This is a genomic window from Rhodococcus sp. C26F (assembly GCF_053345925.1).
Genome location: NZ_JBKFBA010000002.1, coordinates 1 through 22,579 on the forward strand (window position 1 = coordinate 1; position 22,579 = coordinate 22,579).

Sequence of the window (22,579 nt, forward strand, 5' to 3'; positions counted from 1 at the left end):
GGCATGCCCTCGTTACCGAGCCAGTGCTGCACCAGGAAGGTGGTGTGGAAGCCGATGAAGGTCAGCCAGAAGTGCCAGCGGCCGAGCTGCTCGTCCATCAACCTGCCGGTCATCTTCGGGAACCAGAAGTAGATGCCGGCGTAGGTCGCGAACACGATGGTGCCGAAGAGCACGTAGTGGAAATGCGCCACCACGAAGTACGAGTCGTGCAGGTGGAAGTCCAGCGGCGGGCTCGCGAGGATGATGCCCGTCAGACCACCGAAGAGGAAGGTCACGATGAAGCCGACCGAGAACAGCATTGGTGTCTCGAAGGTGATCTGGCCCTTCCACATCGTGCCGATCCAGTTGAAGAACTTCACACCGGTCGGCACGGCGATCAGGAAGGTCATGAACGAGAAGAAGGGCAGCAGCACCGCGCCGGTGGCGTACATGTGGTGCGCCCACACGGCGATGGACAGCGCCGCGATGGCGATGGTCGCGTACACGAGGCCGCTGTATCCGAAGATCGGCTTGCGGGAGAAGACCGGGAAGATCTCCGAGACGATGCCGAAGAACGGCAGCGCGATGACGTACACCTCGGGGTGACCGAAGAACCAGAACAGGTGCTGCCACAGGAGCGCGCCACCGTTGGCCGGGTCGTAGATGTTCCCGCCGATCACCCGGTCGACGAAGGCTCCCATGAACGCTGCGGCCAGCAGGGGGAAGACGAGGAGCACGAGGAGCATCGTGATGAAGATGTTCCAGGTGAAGATCGGCATCCGGAACATGGTCATGCCCGGCGCCCGCATGCACACCACTGTGGTGATCATGTTGACGCCGCCGAGGATGGTGCCCAGGCCCATGACGACCAGTCCGAGGAACCACAGGTTGCCACCGACTCCGGGGGAATGGATCTCGTCGGAGAGCGGCATGTAGGACGTCCAGCCGAAGTCGGCGGCACCACCCGGAGTGATGAACCCGAACGCCACGGTGAGTGCGCCGAAGAGGAACAACCAGTAACTGAAGGCGTTCAGGCGCGGGAAGGCGACGTCGGGGGCACCGATCTGCAACGGCAGGATGTAGTTCGCGAAACCGAAGACGACCGGAGTCGCGTACATCAGCAGCATGATGCCGCCGTGGTTGGTGAAGAGCTGGTTGTACTGCTCGTTCGACAGGAACTGCAGGCCGGGCACCGCCAGTTCCGCGCGCATCAGCAGGGCGAGCACACCGCCGAACAGGAAGAACGAGAACGATGTGAAGATGTACATCAGTCCGAGTTTCTTCGGGTCCGTCGTGGTGATCAGGTCGTAGAGGACCGCGCCCTTGGAGTGATACCGCGGCGGATACGGCCGCGTGGGCTTGACGGGAGCGACAACCGCGTTCATCGGGCCTCCTCGAGCCGCCGTGAAGGCGGCAACGGTGCGGCGCGGACAGGATCGACGGCGCGCGGCGATCACCACCCGCGATGCTGCAGGTGAACTCAGAGTAGGCGTTCCACCTCACACGCGCACCGGGTTCGCGGACCGAATTGCGACGCGACGACGGGCGAGCGAAACATCCCGTGTACACCGAGGAGAACGTGTTCTACATTGTGACCGTCGTCACTGCAGGTCGTCACTCCGGACCACCTGCGCCACCGCGTCGAAGGGACACCATGTCGGCACCTACCACCGCGGTCATCGGCGCCGGTATCAGTGGGTTGACCGCCGGAAAGATGCTGTGCGACTACAGGGTGCCCTACACCTGCTTCGAGAGCTCCGATCGTGTGGGCGGCAACTGGGCCTTCGGCAATCCCAACGGCCACAGCAGCGCGTACCGCTCGCTGCACATCGACACGTCGAAGCACCAGCTGTCGTTCAAGGACTACCCGATGCCGGAGTCCTATCCCGACTTCCCGCACCACACACAGATCAAGGAGTACCTCGACGGTTACACCGACGCCTTCGGACTGCGCGGGAACATCGAGTTCCGCAACGGCGTCCGCCACGCGCGACGACGGCCCGAAGGCGGGTGGGAGCTCGACCTCGAGGACGGCAGCACGCGCGCGTTCGAATTCCTCGTCGTCGCCAACGGTCACCATTGGGATCCCCGAGTGCCGGAGTTCCCCGGGCACTTCGCCGGCGAGTCGCTCCACTCCCACCACTACATCGACCCGCGCACCCCGATGGATTTCGCGGGCAAGCGCATCCTCGTGGTGGGGCTCGGCAACAGTGCGGCCGACATCGCCGTGGAGCTGTCGTCCAAGGCGTTGCAGACCGAGGTGACGCTGTCGACCCGGTCGAGTGCATGGATCGTTCCGAAGTACATCGCGGGCCGACCGGCGGACAGGTTCTACCGCACCGTTCCGTACATACCGATGTCGTGGCAGCGGAAGGTCGCGCAGTGGGGCCAGCCGCTGCTGTCGGGACGTCCCGAGCGGTACGGGCTGCCCACTCCGAACCACAAGTTCTTCGAGGCGCACCCCACGCAGTCGGTCGAATTGCCACTCCGCCTCGGCTCGGGCGACATCGTCGCGAAACCCGACATCGAACGGTTCGACGACCACACGGTCCGTTTCGTGGACGGTACGTCGGCGGAGTTCGACGTCGTCATCTACGCGACCGGTTACAACATCACCTTCCCGTTCTTCGATCCGGAGTTCGTCAGCGCTCCCGACAACCACATCGCGCTGTACAAGCGGATCTTCGCGCCGGGCATCCCCGATCTCGCGTTCGCCGGTTTCGCTCAGGCCACGCCCACTCTGTTCCCGTTCGTCGAATGCCAGGCGCGACTGATCGCGGCCTATGCGATCGGCCGCTACGCACTTCCGCCCGAGGACGAGATGCGTCGCGTCATCGTCGAGGACCAGCGCAAGTTCACCGGGCACATGCTCGATCGTCCCCGCCACACGCAGCAGCTCGACTATTTCGCCTACGAGTTCGACATCCGGACGCGCGAGATGCCCGCCGGAATCGCCCGCGCCGGCCGGGCATCGAAGGAGGACGCCTCGTGCACCCGCGTTCACTGACCTTCCCCTCCGAGGGTGAGACGGTCCACGCCTGGCACTTCACTCCCGACTCCGATGTTCTCGACAGCACCGACGGGGCACCGGTCGTGGTCATGGCCCACGGTCTGGGCGGGACGAAGGACTCCGGGCTCGTCCCGTTCGCCGAACGGCTCGCGGCTGCGGGTATGCACGTGCTCGCCTTCGACTACCGAGGCTTCGGCGAGTCCGGAGGCTCCGACCGTCAGCGCGTCGACGTCGCGGGACAGATCGCCGACTACCGCGCGGCCGTCGCGACCGCCGGGCGACTGGACGGCGCCGATGCCCGTCGCACTGTGCTGTGGGGCGTGTCGTTGTCGGGCGGCCACGTCCTGTCCGTCGCGGCCCAGGACCGGGACGTCGCGGCCGTCGTGTCCGTGACACCCCTCGTCGACGGACCGGCCGCGGGGGTTCTCGCCGCACGGCATCACGCGCCCTCGGCGCTCGCACGTTCGACGGCGGCGGGGCTCCGCAGCCGGGTGGCGCGACGCTCGTCGACCACCATCCCGATCGTGGGACCACCCGGCACGGTCGCCGCCCTGTCGCTGGACGGCTACCACGAGGACTACCTCTCCCTGGCCGGCCCGACCTGGCGCAACGAGATCGACGCCGACATCGTGCTGTCGCTCGGCACCTACCGTCCCGCGCGACACGCGTCGTCCGTCGCATGCCCCGTCCTCGTGCAGATCGCGGACTTCGATCGCAGCGCTCCCCCGCACGCCGCGGCGCGTGCAGCCTTCCGCGCTCGTGCCGAGGTGCGTCACTATCCGTGCGACCACTTCGACGTCTGGCCCGGCAAGGACTGGTTCGACCGGGCCGTAGAGCATCAGATCCACTTCCTGACCCGACATCTCGCTGCGCAGTAACCCCGAGGAATCCGTCTTCGCGGATCCCTTCCCTTCGCACATCCGAGGTAGCCATGGCAGAGACCGTCCAGCAGGCACTCCGTGACCTGTTCGAGAACGACACCGCGGCCGTCGTCCACGACACCGGCAGGTGGACCTGGCGCGAACACCTGCAGGAGGCATCCGCTCAGGCGGCGGCACTGCTGTCGCTGATGGACCGTGACCGGCCGGTGCACGTCGGTGCGCTGCTCGGCAATACCCCCGCCTTCCTCCACGCGATCGCCGGGGCCGGGCTCGCTGGGTTCCCGCTCGTCGGGATCAACAACACCCGACGCGGTGAGGGTCTGGCACGCGACATCCTGCGTGCGGACTGCCAGATCCTGCTGACCGACGCCGAGCACGCCCCTCTGCTCGACGGCCTGGATCTCGGCGACGTCACCGTCTTCGACGTCGCGAGCCCCGAGTGGCGGGCGCTCGTCGACGGGGCCGGTCCGCTCGAGCCGTACCGGGAGGTCGGGCCGACCGATCCGTTCATGTTGATCTTCACGTCGGGGACGAGCGGAGATCCGAAGCCGGTGATGCTCGCCCACATGATGGTGTTGTTCTCGGGCAGCACGCTCGTCCCGCGGTTCTCGATCACGAGCGACGACGTCGTCTACCTGTCGATGCCGTTGTTCCACTCCAACGCGATCCTCGCCGGGTGGTGCGTGTCGCTGTGCAGCGGCGCGGCGATGGCACCGGCGTCGTTCTCCGCCTCGCACTTCCTCGACGACGTTCGCCGCTACGGCGCGACCTACATGAACTACGTCGGCAAGCCCCTCGCCTACATCCTCGCGACCGTCGAACGACCCGACGACGTCGACAACCCGCTCCGGGTGGCGTTCGGCAACGAGGCCACCGACCGCGACATCGAGGAGTTCGGCCGGCGCTTCGACTGCACCGTCTGGGACGGTTTCGGGTCGACCGAGGCGGCGGTGATCATCACCCGTGACGAAGGCACCCCACCCGGATCGATCGGTCGAGGACTGCCGGGTGTGGACGTCTACGATCCGGAGACCCTCACCCCCTGCGCCCACGCGGAGTTCGACGACAACGGCGCCCTGATCAACGCCGACAAGGCCGTCGGTCAGCTCGTGAACACGCAGGGCGCCGGATTCTTCACCGGCTACTACAACGACGAGGCCGCCACCGACGAGTGTCTGCGGGGCGGCATGTTCTGGTCGGGCGATCTCGCCTACAAGGACGCGGACGGCTGGATCTACCTCGCCGGTCGCACGGCCGACTGGATGCGCGTGGACGGTGAGAACCTCGCCGCCGCCCCTATCGAGCGGATCCTCCAACGGCTGCCGCAGCTGAGTCGCGTCGCCGTCTACGGTGTGCCCGACGAACACGTGGGCGACCAGGTCATGACCGCGATCGTGCTGCGCGACGAGACGTCGCTCGTCCCCGAGGAATTCGAGAAGTTCCTCTCGGAGCAGGCCGATCTTTCTCCCAAGGCGTGGCCGAGATACGTACGGATCGCGGCGGATCTGCCCACCACCGCCACCAACAAGATCCTCAAGCGCACACTCGAGAAGGAAGGACCCACAGCGGGCGACGGCGTGCTGTGGGTCCGCGAGAACGAGAAGTACGTCGTGGCCTGACGTTGAGGAGCGCGAAACGGTCTTCGGCGCGGGATGTTTCGCGCTCCTACGACCGTTTCGCGCTCTGCTGTCTCAGTGCCCGTCGAAGCCGGGCAGTCGCGCCGGCTCCTCGACCACCGAGTACTCGCTCGCGTCGCCCTGCACGACCCGGCTGCGCGCGCCGTCGACGCCGACGGGGATGTCGCCGGCGAGGGTGATGCGGTGCAGGCGACGGGTGTGGTCGCCGAAGTCGGCGATGCCGTAGTGCTGCGTGGCGCGGTTGTCCCAGATCGCGACGTCGCCATTCTCCCACGACCAGCGGAACGTGTTTTCCAGCTTCGTGATCCGACTCTGCAGCAGCTGGAGCAGCGCGGCGGTCTCCGACGGCTTGAGACCGACGAACTCCTTGACGAAGTGACCGAGCAACAGGGTGCGCTCACCCGTCTCGGGATGGACCCGCACCACCGGGTGGATCGTCTCGTAGGTGTTGCGGCGGAACTCGTCCTGGTAGCGGCGTCGCTCCTCGGTCAGCGCCGGATCGGAGCTGCCCGCGTCGAGCTTCTCGGCGTAGTCGTAGAGATTGGTGTGCAGGGCCCACAGGTTGTCGACGAGCGCCTTCAACGCGTCCGGCAATTGCTCGTAGGCCGCGGTCGTGGAGGCCCACGTCGTCGCACCACCGTACGGAGGCAGGGTCACCGCCCGCAGGATCGACGCCTTCGGAATGCGGTCGACGAAACTGACATCGGTGTGCCAGCTGTTCGCGGCACCCTCGATGGGCAACAGCCGCTTGCCCTTCGAGTGGACCGTGGGGTGCGACTGGGTCTGCGTGCCGAGCAGACCGGCGAAGGCCCACTGCTGCTCGTCGTCGAGGTGATGCTGGTCGCGGAAGACGATCGCCTTGTGCACGGCGAGGGCGTACCGGATGGCCTCGACGGTCTCGGGTGCCAACGAGCCGGACAACCGCACTCCGTCGATCCGCGCACCGATGTGCTCCCCCAGCTTGGTGACGACGATGCCCCCGGCGGTGTAGACGGATTCGGCGGTGGTCGTATCGCGATCGAGTTCGGTGATGGTCATGCGATCTCCCCTTCGATGATCTGAACTTGGCGTTGTTGCTTGCGCCGGTTCAGTTCACCGCCATCCGTCGGCAGAGTCGACGGTTGTGGTCAGTGAGATCGAAACGAGCCGAGCTCGTTTCCGGGAGATAGAAACGAGCCGAAGCCGCTATCGGGAGTGCGTTCTCACCTGAGGATCTCGCTCCACCAGAAGGTATCGCTGTCGGGGACGGTCTCGTGGTCGTCGAAGAAGGTGACGAGCGCCCGTGCCGCCGCCGCGGCGTCCGGGAAGCGGCGCCCCTCCATCGGTCCCCGGGTGATCTCGAGTGTCCCGGACACCGGATCGACGCGCCCGTGCACGCGGTATCCCCCGATGTCGGCGACCACCGCGAGCCGTCCGTCGTCGGTGTCGGGTTCCGCGACGGCCGGTGCGGCCGGACGTTCGACGCGGACGGCCGCTGCCGGCACCGGCGTCGCGTCGTGCTCGGGATCCTTGACGGTGTCGAGACCGAGCAGATCCCAATGATCGTGACCGTGAACGACATTGCTGCGCTGGATAGGATGGCTGCCGGTCGGGGTGCGGCGGGGGCGGTCGGCGAGCCAGAGCGCGACCTCCTCCTCGATTCCCCCTTCGATGTCGTCCGCGTCCACCACGTAGAACTCCGGTACCGCGGGTGCGAGATCGACGAACACCCAGTGCGACACGCCCGCACCGTCGGCGGCGGGAACTCCGTCGCGGCGTCGCGCGAGCCATGGATCGCTCGCCGTCGAGCACACCCGCACCACACGTTCGGATCCGTCCGCGCCCTGTACGCGGACGTCCCGCTGTCCGGGGATCGGCTCGGCCCGGCCGCCGCGCGCCAGAACCTCGGCCACGAAGGCCACGACTCCCTGTCGAACGATGTCCCCCATATCGACTCCTCTTCTCGGTGCGCACATCGAGCAGTGAGTCGGGATCGACGCTCGATGTGCCCACGTCCTGCGCGGTCTCGTCGAGACCGGAGGTCTGGTGCGACCATACGTTGCTACGAGCAGAAGAAGAACCGTCTGTGACCGATCACCGGAAAGCATCGCCCTTCGTGGTGAGCGCCTTGACCCGTTCGACAATGCGGTCCTGCAGTTTGGACGGGGTGCGCCAGCGCATCGCGAGTTTGTCGTAGTCCATGGCGTGCTCGGCGATGATGTCCTTGAGCTGTTCGACTCCGAGGGTCGACAGCCTCTCCCGCAGAGTCGCCTCGCCGCTCTCGCGGAACACCACGAACGGGTCGAAGGCCCCGGGCGCGCGACGGCTGCGACGCGCAGGCGTCCGGACCGCGGCGGGGCGCGCAGCAGGAGCGGGAGCGGGTGTCGGAGCACTCGGGTCTGCGGTGACCGAGAGCGCTCCCGCGAGTGCCTTCGCGAAGCGCGGCGTGCGTGCCGCCTCGTCTGCGATCACCTGCACGAGGGCGACGAGCGCGCCGGCCGTGCCGGGTGCCGCCTCGTCGAGACGGAGCAACGCCGAACTCGCCTCGCCGATGCGCACCCGCAGACGCGCCTGTGCCACGTCGGTATCGGGGCCGGGATTCGTCACAGGTACACCTGCGCATTCATCATGATCGTCTCGGTGAGGATTCGCAGTGCATCGTACTGACCGGTGTTGCCGTACTTTCGCTTGAGCGTGCCGTAGGGCACGAACTCGGCGGACGCCGCGATCTGATTGGCCTCGGGCACCCAGGCGGGAACGACGCTCGCAATCCGGGGGTCGCGCTGGAGCTGTTCGATGATCGTGCGGTGCAGATTCGAGGCACTGCGGTACTTCGTGATGACGAGACCGATCTCCCGCACGGTGTGCCCGGTCCGTGTCGCGAATTCCTGGATCTTCGTCTGCAGCGGCGGAATTCCGTAGGTGGACAGGATGTCGGGAATCGTCGGGATGAGATAGCCGTCGGCGAGACGCAATCCGTTGAGGGTGAGGATCCCGAGATTCGGCGGGCAGTCGACGAGGATGTAGTCGTACCGGTCGGCGATGGGCCGGACAGCGGAGAGCAGCACCTCGACGGGACGGTGCGAGCCGGGATCGGCGTACTGCTGGTGGGTGAGGCCCTCCTGGATGTCCATGAGATCCAGCGACGACGCGAGCAGGTCGAGATCGCGGACGGCGCGCACCGGTGAGACGCCCTTCTGGACGGCCTTCTCGATGTCGAACGCGTCGGCGTCGGGCTTGATCGCCTTGCTGAAGAGCGTCGCGAGGGTCAAGCCGAGCTCGTTCAGTTCTTGCCAGCGTTCCTCCCCCACCATCATCGTGGTGAGGTTGGTCTGCGGGTCGAGATCGATCATGAGCACCCGCTGCCCGAACTCCGCCGCCATGAACTCGCCCAGCGCGGCCGTCGTCGTGGTCTTGCCGACGCCACCCTTCAGGTTGATCGTCGCGATTACCCGTGCCACCCCACACCTCTTCGGGAAAGAAATTCGCTACTCGTTGTTGCGAGCAAAACTACCCGAAGGCGGACATACGGGGCAGCCGGGTGGCAGCGGCCGGGTCAGCGGCCCCTCGACTCGACCGCGAGGCGTGGCATGCCGGCGAGCTCGTCGGGCGTGACGTACGAATCGGAGGTCGCGAACCCGCTCAGGTACAGCGGCGGCTCGCGGTCGGCGACCGCGCGCACGATCTGCCCCTCGGAGACGAAGACGATGAGTCCTTCGGCATCGGATCCCGGCATGTTCCGCCAGGTGACCCCCGGTGTGTGCATCACGCGGTTGAGTTCGCTCATCAGCACCGGGACACGGAAGTAGTACATGCGGTCCCACGACTCGATACCCGCTGCGGCCGCGACCTCCCCGAGCGTGCGGGACTGCTCGGAGACGAGCACCGATTCGAACTCGGCCTCGAGCCTCGGGTCGTCGACGACGGACACGCTCGTCGCCCCCGAACAACCCGAGACCGCCAGCGCCGCAGCGACAACCAGCGCAAAACCCGTACGCACGAATCGCGACGCCACCGCGCCCCCCTGTGTATCGACCCCCGATAGGACGCGAGGAAGCTACCACTGGTTCGGACAAATGCACCAGTGGAGCCGGTCACTTTCCACGAGTTCGGGGATACGACCCGAAGCGCAGCCGAATCGATGTGACCGATGACAGTAACTCCGGGTTACTCCTTCGCGGTGAGCTCGGCGATGTCCGTCCACAGAGCACTGCGGAGCGCGACCATCGGTTCGGCCGCAGCACCGAGCTGGTCGCCGACGAAATCGGTGTTCTCGGCGGACAACTCGCGCGCACCCGACCTGCCGATCAGATCGTCGATCCGCTGGTCGAGACTCGCGGTGCGCTGCGCGATGTGCGCGAGATGCAGATGGTCCTCCGCCCGCGTGAGCAGGTCGCCGATGCGCGCGAGCGCGGTGACGCGCGCAAGGATCTGATCCCATACCGGTTCGAGCGCTGCCACACGGGATTCGAGACCGGTCCGCGCCTCGGGTGCCGATCGGATCGCGGACTGCAGCTCGTCGAGCAGGTCGCGCAGGGCGACGGTGTCCACCGCGATCTGGGTGAGTTCCTCGGCGAGGTCGAGCTGGGCTCGTTGAACCTCGAAGTACTCCGAACGCCATGCCGCCGACGCCTCGATGCGGTCGTACAGGGACCCGGCGAGGAAGAGCAGGGTGTCGTAGCGGTCGACGAAGCGGTCGTCACCGGAGGGCACCTCGCGTCCGAGCCGCTCGGCGACGCGACGACCCGCCTCGGCCAGTGGGGTGCGCTCGGACCAGCGCCCCACTCGGTCGACGGCGACACCGAGCACCATCCCTCGGGCCTGCTCGACGGGCGCGACGGGCAGGGGCGCGGGGGTGCGTTGCAGTGCGGCGAACAGCGCCTCGCGTTGGTCGATCTCGAGGTGCAGCCCGTCGCGCCGGTCGCGGCGCACGGCGCGGACGCCCTGGGCGTAGTGCAGCGGGGAGTGCACGACGGTCTGCCGCGCCGCCCGGATGCGTTTGCCGAGCTCGTTGGCCCGGTATTCGAGTGCGAGTCGCGCGGCGCCGGGACGCAGACCGTCGATGCGGACGCGGAGGCGGGCGTGCTCGTCGGACAGTCGGCGCAGCTCACCGAATCCGTCGAGTGCGGGCAGCCGGCGGCCGACCCGCCGGCGGTTCGCCAGCACCGCACGCACCGATTCGTCGAGGTAGCCGGCGGCCAGCGCGATCGCCGCGGCATCCGACAGCGGAGCGTGCCCGCCCTCGATGCTGCCGGTCTCGCACCACCGACGGACCTGCCCGGCGATACGTGTCCGCCGGTCCACCGACGGGACGTCCTGACCGGACGCGTCGTCGCGTCCCGGGAGGTGGGGTCGATCGGCTTCGGACACGGGGATCCTCCTCGCGGCTCGTCCGCAGGCATGCACTGTCCACTGTTCCAGATGCCGCGCGAGACTCGGAGAAATGCCCGGTAACGGCCCGGATCCCGCGCACTCGACGGTCACGATCCGACACGTCGACGGCCGCGCTCCGGTTCGGTTGAGACCTTCACATTTTCGCGCGTCGTGACGGATGTCACAGCACTTCCGGGAGGGGTCGGAGCGATTTGCCCGATCCCGGATCGGGCCAGATTTCCGGCGCGCGAAAACCGGTGCGTACCAGCGGAAACGAGGGGCCACTCGAGACAGGCTCCGAACGCCTCGGAAAGTTACCGATCGGTGTTACTGCACAGTACCGGCGACGCCCGGAACCGGAGATCCCCGTCCCGACACCCGCTCCCGAACGAAAACCCCTGCGCGCGAATACCTGTGGAAGAACTCGACCTCGAGAAGGCCGCCGATCGCTCCGCGTGGAAGCAAAACGTGACAAACCCTCATGTTTCCTCCATGCTGTTATCCGAACGGAGCCTTCGCCCAGGGGGACGTGACCGTCACACCGACGGCCGTAGCTGCGGAGACCTGTTCGAAACGGTCCTTCGGACACCGCGGATGTTGCCCGGTGGATCGACGACGAACACGCATGCCCATGCCAACCACGAGGAGCCGACCGCTACATGTTCCCGCTCGCGTCGCCAACACGAGGCGTGGGACGTAGGACCGGTTGATTCGTCCTCCTCATTGGGGTGGAGCTTCGAGACGCGCGCCCGGTGCGTGCACAAACCATGGAGAACGGTGGCAACGAGTATGTTCAAGCGGATCGCAGTGGTCAATCGTGGTGAGGCGGCCGTACGCCTCATCCGGGCAGTCCGGGAGCTCAACTCCGAGCACGGTTACGACATCAGGACCATCGCTCTGCACACCGACGCCGAACGACGGGCGATGTTCGTCCGTCAGGCCGATGAAGGAGTGACCCTCCGTCCGTCGACGACGGCGGCGACCCCCTACCTCGATCATGCAGAACTCGAGCGCGCGCTCCTCGAGGCGAAGGCCGACGCCGTGTGGGTCGGATGGGGCTTCGTCGCCGAGGACCCCGCCTTCGCCGAGCTGTGCGCCCGCCTCGGAATCACCTTCATCGGCCCCTCGGCCGACGCCATGCGTCTGCTCGGCGACAAGGTCGAGGCGAAGATCCTCGCCGAGAAGGTCGGCGTTCCCGTCGCACCGTGGTCCGGTGGACCGGTCGATTCCCGCGCCGACGCGCGCCGTCATGCGCAGGCCATCGGCTACCCGCTGATCATCAAGGCCCGCTCCGGTGGCGGTGGCCGCGGCATCCGGAAGGTCTACGCCGAGGACGAGCTCGAGCTCGCCCTCGAGCGCACCCAGGGTGAGGCCGAGCGTTCCTTCGGCGACCCCGTCGTGTTCATCGAGCGTCTCGTCACCGACGCGCGCCACGTCGAGGTCCAGGTCATCGCCGACAAGCACGGCAACGTCTGGGCCCCGGGCGTGCGCGACTGCTCGATCCAGCGCAAGAACCAGAAGGTCATCGAGGAGTCCGCCTCGCCACTGCTCACCAAGGAGCAGTCCGACCACCTGCGCACGGTCTCGGCCGATCTCGTCCGCGCCGCCGGCTACGCCGGTGCCGGCACCGTCGAGTACCTCTACCAGCCGGACCTGAAGATCTTCACCTTCCTCGAGGTCAACACCCGCCTGCAGGTCGAGCACCCCATCACCGAGGCCACGACCGGCATCGACCTCGTGAAGCTGCAGATCCTCGTCGCCTCCGGCGAGAAGCTCCCCGGCGAGTGCCCTTCCGAGTTCGGTCACGCCGTCGAGGCCCGCCTGAACGCCGAGGACGCCGCCAACGGCTTCGCACCCGCCCCCGGCACCGTGCAGCTGCTGAAGTTCCCGCTCGGCTCCGGTCTGCGTGTCGACACCGGCATCGCCCAGGGCGACGTCATCCCGCCCGACTACGACTCCATGGTCGCCAAGATCATCGCGTGGGGCCGCGACCGCGACGAGGCACTCGCCCGCCTGCGCACCGCTCTGCGCGAGACCACCGTCGTCCTCGACGGCGGCACGACGACCAAGTCGTTCCTGCTCGACCTGCTCGACCGTCCCGAGGTCGTCGACGCCTCCGCCGACACCGGCTGGCTCGACCGCACCGGCGCCGGCACCGAGACGGGTCCGTCCAAGGTCGCCGACGTCGCTCTGATCGCGACGGCCGTCGACGTCTACGACACCGACGAGGCCCGCGAGCGCTCCGCCTTCCTCGCTTCGGCCCGCGGCGGTCGCCCGCGTGCCGGACACGCCGTCGGCCGCAAGATCGAACTGAGCTACCAGGGCCAGGCCTACGAACTCGTCGTCGGCCAGGTCGGCCCGCACCGCTACCGGGTCGACACCGGTTCCGCCGAGTTCGACGTCGACGTCGAGCGCCTGGGCGACTACGAGTCGCGCCTGACCCTCGGCGGACGCCGCCACAACGTGGTGTCGATCGCCGGTCCCGCCCACTTCCTCGTCGAGGTCGACGGCATCAGCCACCAGATCAGCCAGGACGAGGCCGGCGTGGTGCGCACGCCCGCCCCGGCCGTGGTCGTCGCGGTTCCCGTCGCCGTCGGTGACGAGGTCGAGGCCGGCCAGACGCTCGTCGTGCTCGAGTCGATGAAGATGGAGACCGCGGTCCGCGCTCCCTTCGCCGGCAAGGTCCGCGAGATCCTCGCCGTCGTCAACGCGCAGGTCGACGCGGGCGCCCCGCTCCTGCGGGTCGACCAGATCGTCGAGGAGGTCGTCACCGAGACCGTCGAGCGCGTGGAGTTCGCCGCACCGGCTCCCTCGGTCAGCGACGACGTCGCGGCCGACGCTCTCGCCCGTCTCGACTCGCTCGCCGCTCTGGTCACCGGTTACGACGTGTCCGCCAAGCGCACCGCGGCCCTGCTCGCCGAGTACGAGCGCCTCTCCGGCTCCGTCGACTCGTGCGCGCTCGTCCGCGCCGAGCTCGCGCTGCTGACGACTTTCGCGGACGTGTGCGAACTGTCGCGCAACCGTCCGACCGAGGAGGAGAAGAACAGCGACGACCGGGTCCACAGCCCCCGTGAGTTCTTCCACGGCTACCTGCAGTCGCTCGACGTCGAGGTCGGGGGTCTGCCCGACAGCTTCCGCGCGCGTCTCGCCCGCGCACTGCGGCACTACGACGTCCTCGAACTCGATCGCACCCCGGAGCTCGAGGAGGCCGTCTACCGGTTGTTCCTCGCGCTCGAGCGCATCGAGGCCCACGTCCCCGTGGTCACCTCGCTGCTCGACCGCTGGGTCGAGCGCGACGACACCGAGGTGGGGATCTCCCATGAGCTCAACGAGGTCCTCGACCGGCTGATCGTCGCGACCCAGGTCCGCTTCCCGGTCATCGGCGACACCGCCCGCAACCTGCGGTACCGCTACTTCGAGGAGCCGGTGATCCGCAAGGCCCGCGAGCAGGCCTACGACGGGGTCCGCGGTTCGCTCGCGTACCTCGCCGAGCATCCGCAGGCGACGGACTACGCGCAGCGCATCGATTCGCTGGTCGCCACGCCCGAGCCGCTGATCGACCTTCTCGCACAGCAGATCACGCGTCCGGAGTCCGTTCCGGGCCCGCTGCTCGAGGTCATCGTCCGACGGGCGTACAAGATCCGCACCCTCGAGGACGTGCGTTCGTGCACCGTCGGCGGACACCAGTTCGTCACCGGCAACTTCGATCTGCGCGGCACGCGTCTGTACCTGATGTCCGCGGAGGCTCCGCAGGCCGAGTTCGCGTCGCTGCTCGACGCCGTCGAGGAGTCGGCGGCCTCGGTTCCCGACACGAAGAACCTCGTGATCGACCTGTACCTCGCGTGGGACGATGCTCCGGCCGATGCCGACGCCCAGGCCGACGCGCTGCGCGCCGAACTCGCCGCACGCCCCGTGACGGGCGGCGCCCGTCGCGTGACGGTGACGGTCTGCCACACCGACACGGCCGAAGAGCACGTGTTCACCTTCCGCCCCTACGAGACCGGATACGCGGAAGAGGCCAACATCCGCGACATCCACCCGCTCACGGGGCAGCGGCTGGACCTATGGCGTCTGAAGAACTTCGTCGGGACCCGGCTGCCGGCCAATCCGGACACCTACCTGTACCACCTTGTGTCGCAGGACAATCCGTCCGACGAGCGGTTCATCGCCCTCGGCGAGGTACGCGACCTGACGCCGCAGCGCGACGAGTCCGGCAGGATCGTCGGACTGCCGGCCTTCGAGCGGGCACTCGCAAGTTCGCTCGACGGTATGCGCCGCGCCCAGGCCAACCGCGGTGGGCGTCGCCTCGATGCGAACCGCGTGGTGCTCTACGTATGGCCCGCCGTGGATCTCGGACTGGAGGAACTGCAGCGAATCGCCCGCAACGCGGCTCCTCTGACCGTCGGCGCCGGACTCGAGGAGATCACCGTCATCGGTTCGTGGCGTGAGCGCCAGGACGAGCCGGCACGCGAGGTCGCCCTGCGCTTCTCGTACCGGTCCGGTGCCGGCGTCATCGTGCGGGTCACCGAGCCGCCGAAGGAGCCGCTGAAGCCGCTCGACGAGTACACCCAGAAGGTCCAGCGGTCGCGTGCCCGCGGCACCGTCTACCCGTACGAGCTGATCCCGCTGCTCACCGGCGGCGAGGGCACCTTCGTCGAGTACGACTTCGACGAGCAGGGCACCCTCGTGCCCGTCGACCGTCCCTACGGCCGCAACACCGCGGGTCTGATCGTCGGTGTCGTCGACACCCCGACCCCGCGGTACCCCGAGGGCATGAAGCGCGTCGCGCTGTTCGGTGATCCCACCAAGGCGCTGGGCACCGTCGCGGAGGCCGAGTGCTCCCGTGTGGTCGCCGCGATCGACCTGGCGGAGAGCCTGAACGCTCCCGTCGAGTGGTTCGCGCTGTCGTCCGGCGCGACGATCTCCATGGACTCGGGCACCGAGAACATGGACTGGGTGTCGCGCGGTCTGCGTCGCATCATCACGTTCACGCAGAACGGCGGCGAGATCAACGTCGTGGTCACCGGCATCAACGTCGGCGCGCAGCCGTACTGGAACGCCGAGGCGACGATGCTCATGCACACCAAGGGCATCCTCGTGATGACCCCGGACAGCGCCATGGTGCTCACCGGCAAGCAGTCGCTCGACTACTCGGGTGGTGTCTCCGCCGAGGACAACTTCGGTATCGGCGGCTACGACCGCGTCATGGGCCCCAACGGTCAGGCGCAGTACTGGGCTCCGAACCTCAGTGCCGCCATCGAGACGCTGTTCGCGCACTACGCCCACGCCTATGTGGCGCCGGGCGAGCGCTTCCCGCGCAAGGCCGTGTCCGCCGACCCGGTCGACCGCAACGTGTGCGTGTACCCGCACGTGCATCCGTCCAGCGACTTCACCACCGTGGGCGACATCTTCTCGTCCGAGACCAACCCGGATCGCAAGAAGCCGTTCGACATCCGTACGGTGATGCGCTCGGTGGTCGACCAGGACCACGCTGTGCTCGAGCGGTGGGCCGACATGGCCGACGCCGACACCTCGGTCGTGTTCGACGCGCACCTGGGCGGAAATCCGGTGACGGTCATCGGCATCGAGTCCCGCGCGATCCCGCGCAAGGGCTGGTTCCCCGCCGACGGACCGGACCAGTGGACCTCGGGCACGCTGTTCCCCAAGTCGTCGAAGAAGACGGCACGGGCGATCAACGCGGCGAGCGGCAACCGTCCGCTCGTGGTGCTCGCCAACCTGTCGGGCTTCGACGGCTCCCCCGAGTCGCTGCGCAACCTGCAGCTCGAGTACGGCGCCGAGATCGGCCGGGCCATCGTCAACTTCGACGGTCCGATCGTGTTCGTCGTGGTCTCCCGCTACCACGGTGGTGCCTTCGTGGTGTTCTCGGGCGCACTGAACGAGAACATGGAAGTCCTCGCCGTGGAGGGTTCGTTCGCCTCGGTGCTCGGTGGCGCTCCGGCGGCCGCGGTGGTCTTCACCCGCGACGTCAACAAGCGCACCGCGAGCGATCCGCGGGTCGTGGAACTCGAGGCCCAGCTGCGGGTCGCCGAGGACGGCGACAAGGCACGACTGGGCGTCGAGCTCACCGCTCTGCGCACCGCGGTGCGGTCGGAGAAGCTCGGTGAGGTGGCAGCCGAGTTCGAGGCGATCCACAACATCCAGCGCGCACAGCAGGTCGGCTCGGTCGACGCGATCGTGCCGGCGGTCGAGCTGCGGCCGCAGATCATCGCGGCCGTCGAGCGCGGCATGGCACGCACGCTCGCGTAACCCACGCAACTAGAGCGAGACCCCACCGGAACACTTCCGGTGGGGTCTCGTCGTCGTGGGGCCGTCGTGCGGGTCAGTCGTCGTGGTCGTCGTCCCGGTCGTCGTGGTCGTCCTCCCGGTCGTCGTCGTGCAGATCGTCGCAGCCGTCGTCCCACTCGTCGTAGAAGTCCTCGACGTGGTCCGGCACCGTGTCGTCCCAGTCCTCGAACCACGCGTCGCAGGTCCTGACGTCGATGTAGGGGATGTCGGTGGGCAGGTCTCCCGGCCCCGCATCCTGGGCCGGGTCGACGCCCGCCCGAACAGTTCCGTCCGGGCCGCCGGTCGTCGTCTCGTCCGCCACCCGGGCGACGGTGAACGACGACGGTTCGGAGGGAGCGGACTCACCTCGGTTCGCCGACACGAAACCGACGGTGCCGGCCGTCATCGCGACCGCCACAGCGGTCACGGCCCATGCGGTGCGGCTCATCGCCATAATCGTTCTCCTCGACTCGGTGTTCGTCCTGGTCACCGGTAACTTTGGCGCACGACGATGAGGGGTCGATGAGTCGACGATGACGAAATCTTCATCCGAGACGCGTACGGATCCACTCGACCAGGATCCTGGCCACCTCGTGAGGAGCCTCCGGGACGAGGGCGTGCCCGCAAGCCGGCACGACGGCCGTGGAGACGAGTTCGCTCCCGAACTCGTCGACGAGCTCACCTCGGGTCTCCGCGGGCCGGAAGACGTCCTCTCCCGCCTGTACGTCGAGCAGAGGTGACGGCGCCACCGTCCACCACGATTCCTTGTCGGTCGCGGCCATCGCTGCCCGCTGCGACACGATCGCCTCGGGCCACCACCCGTCGAGCCACACCGCCGGATCGTGCCCTTCGGCGAAGAAGACGTCGCGGAGGTGCACGAGTCGCTCGTCGTCGGGAAGCGACAGGTCGGAGCACTTGGCGACACGCTCGGTCAGCGACACCGGGAACCGGCGTGCGCCGGCGGCGAGCACGGCGACCCCCCGGACGAGTTCGGGCCGGTCGGCGGCGAGCACCCGAGCCACGTAGTGCCCGAACGCATGACCGGCCACAACAGCGGGTGCGGCGTCGAAATGCTCGATGACGGCGGCGACGTCGCCCGCGAGATCGTGCAGGTCGAGGTCGGTCATGGGTCCGCGGCTGCTGCCGATACCTCGGGGTTGCGGTCGTAGAGCGGTGAACCCTGCTGTCGCGAGGTCGCTCGCGATCGGATCGAATTCGTAGGAGTCGCGTCCGAGGGAGGGAAGCAGGACGACTGCCGGCCCTTCCCCGTCGAGACGCACCTCGAGTTCGACCACCGGTGTTTCGACAAGACGAGTGTTGCTCACGGGGCCATCCTCTCATCGCCGGAAAGACCTGTGCTTCGCCACAACGACCCTCCGTAGTGGCGAGAATCACACCGATGCCAGGTGTGGCACGTTTTCGGACGGGGAATACAGGAAGGCTCGCCTCGGTCGAGCTTCGGCGGCACGGAGTGCGCCTCTCCCCGCCAGGCGTCAAGCGACCGCCCACGGTAGGAAATCGACTCCGAATCCCTTTATCTGCAATTACTTTCGGGCTGATGCGCGAAACACGTTCGCGTCCACGCCATGTGCACACAGTTGTACCTGACCCCCCGGTAGCACGTTGTGCCATTCTGGAGGAGTCCGATTCGTGCAGGCTGTACGTCCAGGACGGGTACGAACATTCAGCATGTTCGTACCGTGAGGTAACCCCGAATCTTCATCGAATATGATTGCGTTCCAACACTTCTCGAATTATTCGGACAAATTGACGGAATTCGAGACTCGAATTGTTTCTGGTGACAACATGATCGAGGTGGTGCATCATTGTTGCCGCAGGGAGTTACGAGCCAATGGAGGCTCGTTTCAGGGGACACGCGTTCGAGTCAGGGGGATTCGAAACGTGCTCCTCCACAGGGAAATCAACGCGCAGGGGGCGTTTGCGCGACGTCGGCGACCAGCCGCGCCCGTCGCCCCCTCGCACAGCGAGGAGATCAGCATGACCAGCACCATCGAACCCAGCTCGCAGATCGCTGCCGGCGGAAACAAGCTCCGCGGACGCGTCGCCTTCGTCACCGGCGGCACGCGCGGCATCGGTGCGGCGATCAGCCGCAGCCTGGCGAGCCAGGGCGCCACCGTCGCCGCAGGCTACGGACGCAACACGTCCCAGGCGGATCAGTTCCTCGCAGACCTGAACGAGACGGGCCGCAAGGACGTCCGTTACTCGGTGCACCGCGGTGACGTCGCGAACGCCGACGACTGCCGACGCACCATCGACGAGGTCATCGAAACGCACGGCCGTCTCGACATCCTGATCAACAACGCCGGCATCACCATCGACCGCACGGTGCTGAAGATGCAGGACGAGGACTGGGACACCGTCCTCGGCGTGAACCTCTCGGGCGCGTTCTACCTGGCACAGGCCGCACTGCGGCACATGCTCGAGCGGGGCACCGGACGCATCGTCAACGTCTCCTCCGTCATCGGCGAGACCGGCAACATCGGCCAGGCCAACTACGCGGCATCGAAGGCCGGCCTGTTCGGTCTCACCAAGACCCTCGCCAAGGAAGCGGCCTTCTACCTGGCCAAGAACGACAAGTTGGACCCGAACGGCATCGGCGTCACCGTCAACACGGTCACCCCGGGCTTCGTCGCCACCGAGATGGTCGAGGCCATCCCCGAGAAGGTTCTCGCACGCATCACCGACACCATCCCCGTGAAGCGACTGGCCGACCCGCAGGAGATCGCCCGGGTCGTGCACTTCCTCGCCGCGGACGCCTCCTCGTACATCACCGGTCAGGTGTGGGGCGTCAACGGCGGCCTGGACATGTGATCCGGCCTCCCCACCCATTACTTCGAATCGAACGGTCACCTCGCACATGCAGCCATTCGAGCTCAATCGGCACGGCCGAATTGTCTTCCCCTCCAATTTCGTTCCCGAACTCGACTTCTCCACGCTGAGCAGCGTCGACCACCTCGACGCCGTCATCCGCCGCGACTTCGACACCAAGGCACCCACGGTCTCGGAGATCCTCTCCCGGCATGAACTGGGCAAGTACGCCTCGAAGTTCGAGATCATGCGGGACATGGCCCTGAACGTCTTCTGGGCCGACCGATTCCCGCTGATGATGTTCGAGCGGCGCGTCATCCGCTGGGGCGACGTGCCCCGCAACCGCGACGACGTCTACATGCCTCGTCTGACTCCCTGGCCCGAGGCCGAAGAGCGGCTGGGGGCGGTCGAGGAGGCCTACCGCGCTCTCCCCCGCGCATGGGACAGTGCCGCCGAGGACCGCATCTTCGATCGGCTCTTCGCGGTCTTCGGTTCGCGTCGTCACTTCGCCGGCGACCTGCCCACGGTCAAACCGACCGTGCCGCAGCTGATATCCGATCCGGAGAACATCACCCTGCGTGTTCGCCACTACGATCCGAACCACCCCGTCTTCGGATACGACGAGATCCTCGACTGTCACGAGGACGTCGCCGAACTCGAGGCCCTGAGCCGCTGGTCGATGGTTCTGCACAACCAGCAGCCCTGGGACGGAAGCGAAACCGAACTCGTCCGGGTCGCGGACCTGAAGGACGACGACTACGTCGTGGTCTCCCATCCGCGCAATCGCGAGGTCCAGCGGTTCATCAACCGGGTCATGTCGGGCAAGACCCGTAAGGCCACCTCGTACACGCGGCACGAACCGGTGGCACCGTCTGCGCCCTACCCGGCCGTCGACGTGCGCTCGGAGTTCGCGATCGCACCGCGCATCGACGCGATCGCGGTCGCGCACGGCGACCAGGTGTGCACCAACGAGGACCTGATCCGCAACACCGCCTACAACTGGTCGCCCATGTCGGCCGACGAGATCACGGCCAAGACCGGGATCGAGCAGCGCCGGTACACCTCGGGAACCTTCGAGGACCTGGCCCTGACGGCGGCGAAGCAGGCGATCACCCACGCCGGTGTCGGCCCGCAGGACATCGGCGCGGTCATCACCTGCACGTGCACGAGCGGTCGGCTGATCCCGTCGCTGGCCACGTGGATCTCGGGCGAACTGGGCATCGGGCAGACCCATGCCTCGTTCGACCTGATCGCGGCGTGCGCGGGAATGCCCTACGGCCTGGCCGAGGCGACCCGCATCCTGCAGCAGGTCAAGCGTCCCGTCCTCGTGGTGTGCGTCGAGAAGTTCTCGGACAAGATCGGCACCGTCCGGCCGTCCCGGATGATCTTCGGTGACGGCGCCGCGGCGATGGTCATCTCGCCGGCCGCCGAGGGCGAGGCACCCGATCTCGAGTTCTTCAACAGCTACGCGAGCGGCCCGACGAGCGAGGTCAACTCGATCATCTGGCCGAATCCGGACTTCGACAACTTCATCACGGTCTACGGACCCGAGGTGAAGACGCTCGCCGGTCGCTATCTGGCGCAGATGCTCGACGAGATCAAGGCCCTCCCGTCCCCCGACGACGCCGAGCGTTCGCTGCTCGACGACATCGATCTCATCGTTCCCCATCAGGCGAACAAGACGATGGTCATCGAGCTCGCCGCGAACGCCGGACTCTCGGCCGACCGGTTGTACTTCAACATCGAGAAGGTCGGCAACACGTCGTCGGCGAGCATCCCGCTCGCGATCCACGACGCGGTCCGCGAGGGGGTCATCACCGAACCGGTGCGCATCTTCGCTCCCGGCTTCGGCGCCGGAGCGGTGGCGGGGTACACCGTCATGCGGATCGACCCGAAGGTGGTCGTGCCGTTCGAGGAGGCCGACGCCGGCTGAGCCGGCAGATGACTACCGCCGGCTGAGCCGGCAGATGACTACCGCCGGCTGAGCCGGCAGATGACTACCGCCGGCTGATCCCGGCGTACGACAGGCATCCGGGCCGTCCCCCGGCAGGCCCGGAGTACATCGGCNNCCGATCGTCGTCTGCGACCTGGCGACGTAACATCCGCGACATCCAGGCCGACATTTCGTTCGGATCCGGCAAATCGGATCCGAACGAAGTACAGAAAGGCCTCGCGCATGAAGTTCCGCCGCATCGTCGCTGCGACGCTGGGGTGTGTGGCTCTGACGGTCGCCGCACCCTCGACCGCCACCGCCTTCCCTCTCGTGGACCTGCTCCCGAAGGGCATCGCTGATCTCGTTCCGAGCGGATCGTTCAATCCGTTCGCTCCGCCGCCGGCACCTCCGGCACCTCCGGCTCCCCCAGCCCCGCCTGCCCCTCCGGCCGGCCCGGCTCCGCAGGTCGCGCCGGCTCCCCCGGCCCGTCAGGCTCCGGCCGCACCGAGCGGCGGGTTCAAGAACTGCACCGAGGCCTGGAACGCGGGCGCTGCTCCGGTCCACCGCAACGACCCCGGATACGCACCGCGCCTCGACCGCGACAACGACGGGATCGGCTGCGAGCGCGATCCGCGCTGATCAGTCCGTCCCGTAAAAGAGCGAAGGCCCTTCC

The 22,579-nt window shown here is 67.4% G+C and carries 16 protein-coding genes; 7 read left to right on the forward strand and 9 right to left on the reverse strand.

The features are described 5' to 3' along the window. The coding region (locus ACLBYD_RS03110; protein WP_447815364.1) for a cbb3-type cytochrome c oxidase subunit I at positions 1–1,364 on the reverse strand (1,364 nt) is incomplete at its 3' end. A gap of 269 nt (positions 1,365–1,633) precedes the next feature. Between ACLBYD_RS03110 and ACLBYD_RS03115 the strand changes: the two genes are divergently transcribed. From ACLBYD_RS03115 to fadD1, 3 genes are read left to right on the forward strand one after another with little or no spacing between them, the layout of a single operon-like run. Beyond that, on the forward strand, positions 1,634–2,986 hold the full coding sequence (locus tag ACLBYD_RS03115; protein ID WP_447815365.1) for a flavin-containing monooxygenase: 1,353 nt from the start codon (positions 1,634–1,636) through the stop codon (positions 2,984–2,986). Further along, entirely contained in the window at positions 2,968–3,867 is a 900-nt protein-coding gene (locus tag ACLBYD_RS03120) for an alpha/beta hydrolase (RefSeq protein WP_106200333.1), read from the forward strand. Before ACLBYD_RS03115 ends, ACLBYD_RS03120 begins: the two co-directional genes overlap by 19 nt. 53 nt (positions 3,868–3,920) lie before the next feature. Continuing rightward, positions 3,921–5,489: a fatty-acid--CoA ligase FadD1 gene (fadD1, locus tag ACLBYD_RS03125; RefSeq protein ID WP_447815366.1), complete on the forward strand. Its 1,569-nt coding sequence runs from the start codon at positions 3,921–3,923 to the stop codon at positions 5,487–5,489. A gap of 72 nt (positions 5,490–5,561) precedes the next feature. Here fadD1 and ACLBYD_RS03130 read toward each other — a convergent pair whose 3' ends face one another. The 6 genes from ACLBYD_RS03130 to ACLBYD_RS03155 all read right to left on the reverse strand — a co-directional run bounded on the left by ACLBYD_RS03130 (position 5,562) and on the right by ACLBYD_RS03155 (position 10,856). Then, positions 5,562–6,545, reverse strand: a complete 984-nt coding sequence (locus ACLBYD_RS03130) for a TauD/TfdA dioxygenase family protein (RefSeq protein ID WP_447815368.1) — start codon at positions 6,543–6,545, stop codon at positions 5,562–5,564. A gap of 164 nt (positions 6,546–6,709) precedes the next feature. Beyond that, entirely contained in the window at positions 6,710–7,435 is a 726-nt protein-coding gene (locus ACLBYD_RS03135; RefSeq protein WP_447815369.1) for a hypothetical protein, read from the reverse strand. A gap of 145 nt (positions 7,436–7,580) precedes the next feature. Continuing rightward, positions 7,581–8,093 (reverse strand): hypothetical protein, encoded by a 513-nt coding sequence (locus ACLBYD_RS03140; protein ID WP_447815370.1) that lies wholly within the window; start codon positions 8,091–8,093, stop codon positions 7,581–7,583. Beyond that, positions 8,090–8,947 (reverse strand): ParA family protein, encoded by an 858-nt coding sequence (locus tag ACLBYD_RS03145; protein ID WP_447815371.1) that lies wholly within the window; start codon positions 8,945–8,947, stop codon positions 8,090–8,092. Before ACLBYD_RS03145 ends, ACLBYD_RS03140 begins: the two co-directional genes overlap by 4 nt. A gap of 95 nt (positions 8,948–9,042) precedes the next feature. Then, positions 9,043–9,501, reverse strand: a complete 459-nt coding sequence (locus tag ACLBYD_RS03150; RefSeq protein ID WP_447815372.1) for a hypothetical protein — start codon at positions 9,499–9,501, stop codon at positions 9,043–9,045. A 152-nt stretch (positions 9,502–9,653) separates the two neighbouring features. Next, the gene (locus ACLBYD_RS03155; protein WP_447815373.1) at positions 9,654–10,856 is read right to left on the reverse strand and encodes a hypothetical protein; all 1,203 of its coding nucleotides are present in this window, start codon (positions 10,854–10,856) and stop codon (positions 9,654–9,656) included. Positions 10,857–11,648: 792 nt separating this feature from the next. Between ACLBYD_RS03155 and ACLBYD_RS03160 the strand changes: the two genes are divergently transcribed. Then, a complete protein-coding gene (locus ACLBYD_RS03160) occupies positions 11,649–17,126 on the forward strand; it encodes an ATP-binding protein (RefSeq protein WP_447815657.1) in 5,478 nt (1,825 codons plus the stop codon). A 73-nt stretch (positions 17,127–17,199) separates the two neighbouring features. On the opposite strand, the gene ACLBYD_RS03165 is transcribed toward ACLBYD_RS03160, so the two are convergent. Further along, positions 17,200–17,592 carry a hypothetical protein gene (locus tag ACLBYD_RS03165; RefSeq protein WP_447815374.1) on the reverse strand — a complete coding sequence of 131 codons (393 nt, stop codon included), beginning with the start codon at positions 17,590–17,592 and terminating at the stop codon, positions 17,200–17,202. A gap of 97 nt (positions 17,593–17,689) precedes the next feature. Then, positions 17,690–18,469 (reverse strand): alpha/beta fold hydrolase, encoded by a 780-nt coding sequence (locus ACLBYD_RS03170; protein ID WP_447815375.1) that lies wholly within the window; start codon positions 18,467–18,469, stop codon positions 17,690–17,692. Positions 18,470–19,142: 673 nt separating this feature from the next. Here ACLBYD_RS03170 and ACLBYD_RS03175 point away from each other — a divergent pair. The 3 genes from ACLBYD_RS03175 to ACLBYD_RS03185 all read left to right on the forward strand — a co-directional run bounded on the left by ACLBYD_RS03175 (position 19,143) and on the right by ACLBYD_RS03185 (position 22,545). Then, positions 19,143–19,976: a 3-oxoacyl-ACP reductase family protein gene (locus ACLBYD_RS03175; RefSeq protein WP_447815376.1), complete on the forward strand. Its 834-nt coding sequence runs from the start codon at positions 19,143–19,145 to the stop codon at positions 19,974–19,976. 46 nt (positions 19,977–20,022) lie between these two features. Further along, a complete protein-coding gene (locus tag ACLBYD_RS03180; protein WP_447815377.1) occupies positions 20,023–21,906 on the forward strand; it encodes a ketoacyl-ACP synthase III in 1,884 nt (627 codons plus the stop codon). A gap of 243 nt (positions 21,907–22,149) precedes the next feature. Next, positions 22,150–22,545 carry an excalibur calcium-binding domain-containing protein gene (locus ACLBYD_RS03185; protein ID WP_447815378.1) on the forward strand — a complete coding sequence of 132 codons (396 nt, stop codon included), beginning with the start codon at positions 22,150–22,152 and terminating at the stop codon, positions 22,543–22,545. Positions 22,546–22,579 lie beyond the last annotated feature (34 nt).